The following is a 7,894-nucleotide window of genomic DNA, read 5'->3' on the forward strand; positions in this document are numbered from 1 at the left end:
GGGCGTGTCCTGCTGCGGTTGCGAATCGTCCGAGCTGTCATCGGCGATCTGCGGGATGTTGGCGCGCTTGGCATCCTGCGGCGAGACGATCGCGATGCCCGGCAGGCTGCCGCTGTTGCCGCTCTTGGCGGCCGCCACCTGCTTCACAGCTTTCGGCTGGGGTGTGGGTTGGGCGCTCGCGACATCGGCGCTGTCGTCGGCCTCGTCGTCGCCGCCGCCGAACCAGGCCGCAAACAGTCCGCCGGACCGCTTGGTCGAGCCGCCGGCGCTGGCCAGCTCGATATTGGGGGTGCCGGCGCCCTTGCGCGCCTTGTAGGCGGCCAGAGCCTGCTCATAGCCAGGCAGCGGCCGGCCGTCGCTCGGCACGTGCAGCGTCTTGCCGTTCGGGAACAGGCTGACCAGTTCCTGACGGCTGATACCCGGCCAGTGGCGGACATTGCCGACATCCATGTGGACGAACGGAGAACCGGAATTCGGATAGTAGCCGACGCCGCCGCCCTGCATCTTGAGGCCGATGTTGCGCAGCTTCTTCAGCGGCACGCCGGGGATGTAGAAGTCCATCGCCTTGCCAAGCATGTGCTGGCTTTTCTCGGCGACACCGCGGCTGCGGCTGCGCAGCATCGAATTGGTAGATGGCGAGCGATAGCCGCAGACGACCTGGATGTAGTCGGTCGCTCCGCTCTGCCGGTAGGCCTCCCACACCAGATCGAGCAGCCGCGGATCCATCTTGGTCGGCTCGTTGCGGCGCCAGTCGCGCAGGATGATGTTGATCTTGCGCAGGCCTTCGGGAACGTAGCGGCCGTTACGCTTGTAGACGATCTCGGCCTTTTCGTGCGTGTGCAGGTGATAGAGCTTCAGCGAACGGACTTCGGCTTTCGCGCCGGAGGCGGCTGCCGAAAGGAACCCTACGGCCAAAATCACAAACGTCAGCCACCGTGGCCAGACGCTCATGTGAAAATGCCGCCCGTTCGTGTGTCGTTCGACTTGGTTCAAATCAAAAGGCCTTGCAGGCTGCCGTTTGTCCCCGGATTTGCCCAAACGGATGCGTGGTTCTCACATCCGAATATCGATCCTAATGGTTAATCATCGCTTAGTGGAGCCGAAATGCGGTAACACCGTGGCGATATCCCGTCAAAAATGATGCACCATGTTTCGTGGTAAATCGCTGGTTTAGATCGAGAATTCGGCTTTGGCCCAAACACAATCTGTTACCGATTGCGTTAAATGCGTGATCGCGAACACGCAAGCGACTGAAAAAGCGCCTTCAGAAACGAAAAAGCGACGATTTAAGTCGGAATATAAACCGGTAGGCTGGGCTGGGCTTGCGTCTCAGGAGGCAAGTCGATCAAGCCGACCCGCTTCGGGGTCAATGCCATATTCCTTCAACTTGCGGTAGAGCGTAGAGCGCCCGATGCCGAGGCGGCGCGCCACCTCGCTCATCTGGCCGTTATAGTGGTCGATCGCAAGCTTGATCATCTCGAACTCGACATCGGCCAGCGCCCGCACATTGCCGCGCTCGTCCAAGGCCCTCAGCGTGCCGAATCGCGGCTGCAGCGGCGCCCGCGCCTCGGCCTCGTGCGAACCTGCCGCCGCTCCATTGGAGACGGCCTGATCGCCCGGCTGCCGCTCGTCCGCGACCGGTGCCACGGCAGTCGCAGGCTCGGCATCGAGCTTCACCGTGCCTTCGACCTGCGCGCGGATCTGTGGGAATTCCTCTTCGGTCAGCAATTCGCCTTCGGCGAGCACCGACGCCCTGAACACCGCATTTTCCAGCTGGCGGATGTTGCCCGGCCAATCGTAGGCCTGCAGCATCGCCAGCGCTTTGGCCGATATGCCGGTGAGACGATGACGCGGATCGGCCGGCGCCACCTTCTCCATGAAATGCCTGACCAGATGGGGGATGTCTTCGCGCCGGTCGCGCAGCGGCGGCACGAAGATCGGATAGACGTTCAGGCGATAAAATAGGTCCTCGCGGAATTTGCCGTCCTTGACCTGCTGCAAAAGATTCCGATGCGTCGCCGAGATCAGCCGGATGTCGACCTTGACGGTCGAACGGCCGCCGACCGGGTCGACCTCGCCCTCCTGCACGGCGCGCAGCAGCTTGACCTGGACGTCGAGCGGCAGGTCGCCGATCTCGTCCAGGAACAGCGTGCCCGAATGCGCCTCGACGAATTTGCCGGTGTGCTTGTCCGTGGCGCCGGTGAAGGAACCCTTCTCATGGCCGAACAGGATCGATTCCACCAGATTGTCGGGGATGGCGCCGCAATTGACGGTGACGAAGGGTTTCGAGCGGCGGTCGCCGCTGCCCTGGATGGCGCGCGCCACCAACTCCTTGCCCACGCCCGATTCACCCTCGATCAGGATCGGAATGTTGGAGGCCGCCGCCTTCTGGCCGAGCCGGATCACCCGGTCCATCGCCGGGCTGCGGGTGATCAGATCCTTGAAGGTGAGATGGCCGCCGCGACGCCGCGACGTGCGCTTCACCTCGTCCTCGACCGCTTCGACCTTCAAAGCATTGGAAATCGAGGTCTGCAGCCGGTCGGGCGAGGCCGGCTTGACGACGAAATCGAAAGCGCCGTGGCGCATGGCCGAGACAACGGTTTCGATGCCGCCCTGCGCGGTCTGCACGATGACCGGGAGATTGATGGCGCGCTCGCGCATCGCCTTCAGCACACCGATGCCGTCGAGACCGGGCATGACCAGGTCGAGGATGACGACCGACACATCGCGCGCGTTCGGTCCGTCCAGCACATCGAGGCCCGCCTCGCCGCCGTCGGTGACGATGGCGCTGTGGCCGAATTTCGTCACCGCCGCCTCGAGCAGCCTGCGCTGCACGGGATCGTCATCGACTATGAGTACGGAACCTGTCATGACTCTTTGAATTATCCGCCCGATAAATCCCCATGGATCATCTTGGCACAGGGTTCTAAATAAGGTTTCAAAAAACCCGGTGAACGAATTCCTTAGGATTTGACCGGCTTCTCCTTTCCCGTTGATTCATAGAAGGTATTGTCGATGCGCATGATGTTTGGTCAGCGGCTTGCGGCGACGGCATCTGGCCAGGCCGCGGCGGAGCTCGGCGATCTGCCGGAGTGGAATCTCGCCGATCTCTATTCCGGCATGGAAGCGCCGGAGCTGAAGCGTGACATTGCCCGGGCGGCAAGCGACGCCATTGCCTTCGAGGTCCGTTGGAAGGGCACGTTGGCCGCCGAAGCCGAGCGTGGCGCCGCCGGCCGGCTCGGCGAGGCGCTGAAGGCCTACGAGGCGCTGGAGGAACTGATCGGCCGCATCGTCTCCTATGCCGGGCTTGTCTATGCCGGCAACACCGCCGATCCGCAGCGCGCCAAGCTCTATGGCGACATCCAGGAGAAGATGACGGATGCCAGCGCGCATCTTTTGTTCTTCGCGCTGGAGCTCAACCTGATCGACGACTCGGTGATCGAAGCAGCACTCGCGGCCGACCTGGCCTTCGCCCACTATCGCCCATGGGTGCTCGACCTCAGGAAGGACAAGCCGTACCAGCTCGAGGATCGGGTCGAGCAGTTGTTCCACGAAAAGTCGGTCACCGGACGCGGCGCCTGGAACCGCCTGTTCGACGAGACGATGACCGACCTGCGTTTCGACGTCGACGGCGAGGAGCTGACGCTGGAGCCGGCGCTGAACCGACTGCAGGACGCGGATGGCGAAGTGCGCCGCCGTGCCTCCGAGGCACTCGCCGCGACTTTCCGCAAGAACCTGCGCACCTTCACGCTCATCACCAACACGCTGGCTAAGGACAAGGAAATTTCCGACCGCTGGCGCGGCTTCGAGGACATCGCCGATTCACGCCATCTCGCCAACCGCGTCGAACGCGGCGTGGTCGATGCTTTGGCCGCGGCCGTGCGCGAAGCCTATCCGCGCCTGTCGCACCGCTACTATCAGATGAAGGCGCGCTGGCTCGGCACGGACGTCATGAACCACTGGGACCGCAACGCGCCGCTGCCCGAGACCCCGCAATCGGTGATCCGCTGGGACGACGCCAGGGACACGGTGCTGTCAGCCTATCAGCGTTTCTCGCCGAAGATGGCGGAAATCGCGCGGACCTTCTTCGACCGCAAATGGATTGATGCGCCGGTCAGGCCGGGCAAATCGCCCGGCGCCTTCGCCCACCCGACCGTGCCTTCGGCGCATCCCTACGTGCTCCTCAACTACATGGGCAAGCCGCGCGATGTGATGACGCTGGCGCATGAGCTGGGCCACGGCGTTCACCAGGTGCTGGCCGCCGGCCAGGGCGCGCTGATGGCGTCCACCCCGCTGACGCTGGCCGAGACCGCCTCCGTCTTCGGAGAGATGCTGACCTTCCGCTCGCTGCTCGACCAGACCTCCGACAAGCGCGAGCGCAAGGCCATGCTCGCCCAGAAGGTCGAGGACATGATCAATACCGTCGTGCGCCAGATCGCCTTCTACGAGTTCGAGCGCAAGGTGCATGCCGAGCGCCGCAACGGCGAGCTGACCTCGGACAGGCTGGGCCAGTTCTGGCTTGAGGTGCAGGCTGAAAGCCTGGGGCCGGCGATCAAGTTGCGCGATGGCTACGAGGTCTTCTGGACTTATATCCCGCACTTCATCCACTCGCCCTTCTACGTCTACGCCTATGCCTTCGGCGACTGCCTGGTCAACTCGCTCTACGCCGTCTACCAGAACGCCGAGCGCGGCTTTCAGGAGAAGTATTTCGAGATGCTGCGCGCCGGCGGCACCAAGCATCATTCGGAACTGCTGGCGCCCTTCGGCCTCGACGCCACGGATCCGGCCTTCTGGCAGATCGGCCTGGGTGTGATCGGCGCGCTGATCGACGAGCTGGAGGCGCTCGACAAATGACGGGTGCTCGCCTGGCGGCATAGACCGGGAACAGTTTGGCCGGAACGCATACTTGTGCTGTTCTTGAATAACTCTGCCCGCACTTTTCAATTAGCTTTGCGCAGGCCGTGTGCTAGCGTAGACCCCAAGCTCAACCGGACGCGACAGCAAGGCCGGAGGCGGCCCTAGCGTTGCTTCAGCGAGAGCGATAGCGGCCGTCGGGCCGCAGCCGGAGGAGGGCCAGCCGCCAGCGATTGGAGGGGCTGTTCCGCCCAGCGCGGAACGATTGACGATCCCTGCGGCAAGGCCGCCGTTTGCGGCCGCGGCCCGATCGGACTGGAGAGGGAAATGAGCACTTTCTTCTATATGCTCCTGGCGTTCGTTGTCGGTGTCCTGGTTGGCTGGTTCATCTGGGGCCGCCTGCGTGGCGAGCTCGACAGCCTGCGCGGCGAACTCGGTCGCGCCAAGAGCGAACGCGACCGGTTTAGCGCCGATACCTACCGCCTGAGCGGCGAGCTCGACGCATGCGGCCGCAGCCGCGCCGATCTCGAACGCAAGCTGCGCGAAGCGCCGACCTCTTCCGCCAAGGCGGGAACCGACAAAGCCTCCGCGCCTGCGCCGGCGGCGCTGATGTCGACCCCGACCCCAGCCAGATCCTCATCTGCAAGACCGTCAGCGGCAAAATCGGCAGCGGCCAAGCCGGCAGCGGCAAAGACGGCCGCCGCGGCGCCAAAGAAGGCGCCGGCTCCGAAGAAAGCCGCCGCCCCGAAGGCGACCACCGGCAAGGCGGACAATCTGCGCCGCCTGATCGGCATCGGCCCGGTCAATGAAAAGCTGCTCAAGGCGCAGGGCGTCACGTCCTATGCCCAGATCGCCGCTTGGACCGATGCCGACGTCAAGCGCGTCGAGGAGGTGCTCAATTTCGACGGCCGCATCGCGCGCGAGAAATGGATCGAGCAGGCGAAACTGCTGGCCGCGGGCGACGAGGCCGAATTCGCTAGCCGGTTCCCCACGGCGGCGACCTCGAACAACAACTGATCTCGCTGTGCCTTCCCAGCGCAGGCGGCGTCCATTGGGCGCCGTTTTGCTTTGGACCAGATGCCTTTACGCCCTCCGACGCCGTTCTCTCGATTGCGCCTCGCCGCGCCCCCATATAGAGCGATCGACTTAATCGACCCCATCCAAGGCTTATGTCCCTGCCCTCAGCAATATTCCGCAATGACGAGACTGGCCACCAGCTCGTCTTTGACGGGCCGCATGAGGTCATCACGGCGCGAACCGCGGACGAATTCACGCCGGCGCTGGAAGCGGCACAGGCCGCCTCCGACGCGGGCAAATGGCTGGCAGGCTATTTCTCCTATGAGGCAGGCTACCTGCTGGAGCCGAAACTGGTGCCGTTGCTGCCAGAGGGCCGCCGCGCGCCGCTGATCTGTCTCGGTGTCTTCGATGCGCCGCTCGAACAGGCTGTGCCGCGGAATGAAGGCCCCGCCAGCAACGGACCGATCTTCGACGCCCGCGCATCCTGGTCCGCCGAGGACTACGCCGTCCGCTTCGCGCGCCTCCACCACCATATTCGCCAGGGCGACTGTTATCAGGGCAATCTGACCTTTCCGGTCCATGCGCAATGGTCGGGCGATCCGCTTGCCGCCTTCGAGGCGCTGACCGGGCGCCAGCCAGTGAAATACGGCGCGCTGATCTCGTTCGGCGATCCGATCGTGCTGTCGCGCTCGCCGGAACTCTTCTTCGAGATCGACGCCGACGGTATGATCGAGACGCACCCGATGAAGGGCACGGCGCCGCGCGGCGCCACCAAGGCCGAGGACGCGCGGCTGAAGGCGTTCCTGCGCAACGACGAGAAGAACCAGGCCGAGAACCGGATGATCGTCGATCTCCTGCGCAACGACATCTCGCTGATCAGCGAGGTCGGCACGCTGGAAGTGCCGGAGCTGTTCCGCATCGAGACCTACCCGACGGTGCACCAGATGGTGAGCCGGGTGCGGGCGAAGCTCCTGCCGGATATCGGTATTCGCCAAGTCTTCGCAGCGCTCTTTCCCTGCGGCTCGATCACCGGCGCGCCGAAGATCCGCGCCATGGAGATACTGCACGATCTGGAGGGCGTGCCGCGCGACGTCTATTGCGGCGCCATCGGCTGGGTCGCGCCCGGCGGCACGATGCGGTTCTCGGTGGCGATCCGCACCATCTCGCTCTTTGCCGACGGCGAGGCTGTCTACAATGTCGGCGGCGGCGTCGTCTTCGATTCCACCGCCGAGGAGGAGTACCGGGAGTGTCTTCTGAAAGCGCGCTTCGCGACGGGAACCGTGCCGACTTCGAGCTGATCGAGACCATGCGTTGGGAGCCTGGCTCAGGCTTCCTGCGCTTCGAGCGCCACCTTGCGCGGCTTTATGCCTCGGCCGCGGAGCTCGGCTTTGCCTGCGATCCGCATCGGATCGGCGAAGTGCTGACGAGCGCGGTCGGGGGACAGCAGGGCATCCTGCGTACCCGCCTCGCCCTGCAGCGCAATGGCGAGGCGACCGCATCCGTGCAGCCCTATGAGCCGCTCGTCGCCGACAAGGTCTGGCGGCTGCAAATGGCCCGGGTCAGGCTTGATTCCGCCGACATGCTGCTGCGCCACAAGACCAGCCGGCGACATCTGTACACGCGTGCCCGCGCCGAATATCTCGTCACCCAGGCCGACGAGGTGCTGCTGGCCAATGAGCGCGGAGAAATCTGCGAAGGCACGATCACCAATCTGTTCGCCGATTTCGGCGGCGGGGTGCTGGTGACGCCCCGGCTTGATTGCGGCCTGCTGCCTGGAGTATTGCGCGGCGAGCTTCTGGACGAAGGCCGCGCCGCGGAAGCGATCTACACCTTCGACGATCTGAAGTCGGCGCAGGCGATCTTCGTCGGCAACTCACTGCGCGGATTGATCCCGGCGCAACTCGGCTGATTGAGGCTGGGAGACATCAACTGGATAGCACCAGGCACGCATGACCATTCGCCAACCGACCCATACGCCCTATGACGGGTCCTCAAAGCTCTTCACCATCGGCCTGAAGCCGCT

The 7,894-nt window shown here is 64.2% G+C and carries 6 protein-coding genes; 4 read left to right on the forward strand and 2 right to left on the reverse strand.

Annotation, left to right across the window (positions count from 1 at the left end; all coding sequences use genetic code 11):
- The coding region (locus tag EOA79_RS26650) for a YcbK family protein (RefSeq protein ID WP_128293445.1) at positions 1–951 on the reverse strand (951 nt) is incomplete at its 3' end.
- Between the two features lie 378 nt (positions 952–1,329).
- Entirely contained in the window at positions 1,330–2,871 is a 1,542-nt protein-coding gene (locus tag EOA79_RS26655) for a sigma-54 dependent transcriptional regulator (protein ID WP_095823418.1), read from the reverse strand.
- A 144-nt stretch (positions 2,872–3,015) separates the two neighbouring features.
- Between EOA79_RS26655 and EOA79_RS26660 the strand changes: the two genes are divergently transcribed.
- The 4 genes from EOA79_RS26660 (at position 3,016) to EOA79_RS26675 (ending at position 7,780) form a co-directional block, all read left to right on the forward strand.
- Positions 3,016–4,854 (forward strand): M3 family oligoendopeptidase, encoded by a 1,839-nt coding sequence (locus tag EOA79_RS26660; RefSeq protein ID WP_164748318.1) that lies wholly within the window; start codon positions 3,016–3,018, stop codon positions 4,852–4,854.
- A gap of 327 nt (positions 4,855–5,181) precedes the next feature.
- Positions 5,182–5,871 carry a proton-conducting membrane transporter gene (locus EOA79_RS26665; protein WP_095823419.1) on the forward strand — a complete coding sequence of 230 codons (690 nt, stop codon included), beginning with the start codon at positions 5,182–5,184 and terminating at the stop codon, positions 5,869–5,871.
- A 152-nt stretch (positions 5,872–6,023) separates the two neighbouring features.
- Positions 6,024–7,169: an aminodeoxychorismate synthase component I gene (locus EOA79_RS26670; RefSeq protein ID WP_095800471.1), complete on the forward strand. Its 1,146-nt coding sequence runs from the start codon at positions 6,024–6,026 to the stop codon at positions 7,167–7,169.
- Positions 7,118–7,780, forward strand: a complete 663-nt coding sequence (locus tag EOA79_RS26675) for an aminotransferase class IV family protein (protein WP_095823586.1) — start codon at positions 7,118–7,120, stop codon at positions 7,778–7,780. Before EOA79_RS26670 ends, EOA79_RS26675 begins: the two co-directional genes overlap by 52 nt.
- Positions 7,781–7,894: the final 114 nt, after the last annotated feature.

Source organism: Mesorhizobium sp. M1A.F.Ca.IN.020.03.2.1 (assembly GCF_004023205.1).
GTDB lineage: Bacteria > Pseudomonadota > Alphaproteobacteria > Rhizobiales > Rhizobiaceae > Mesorhizobium.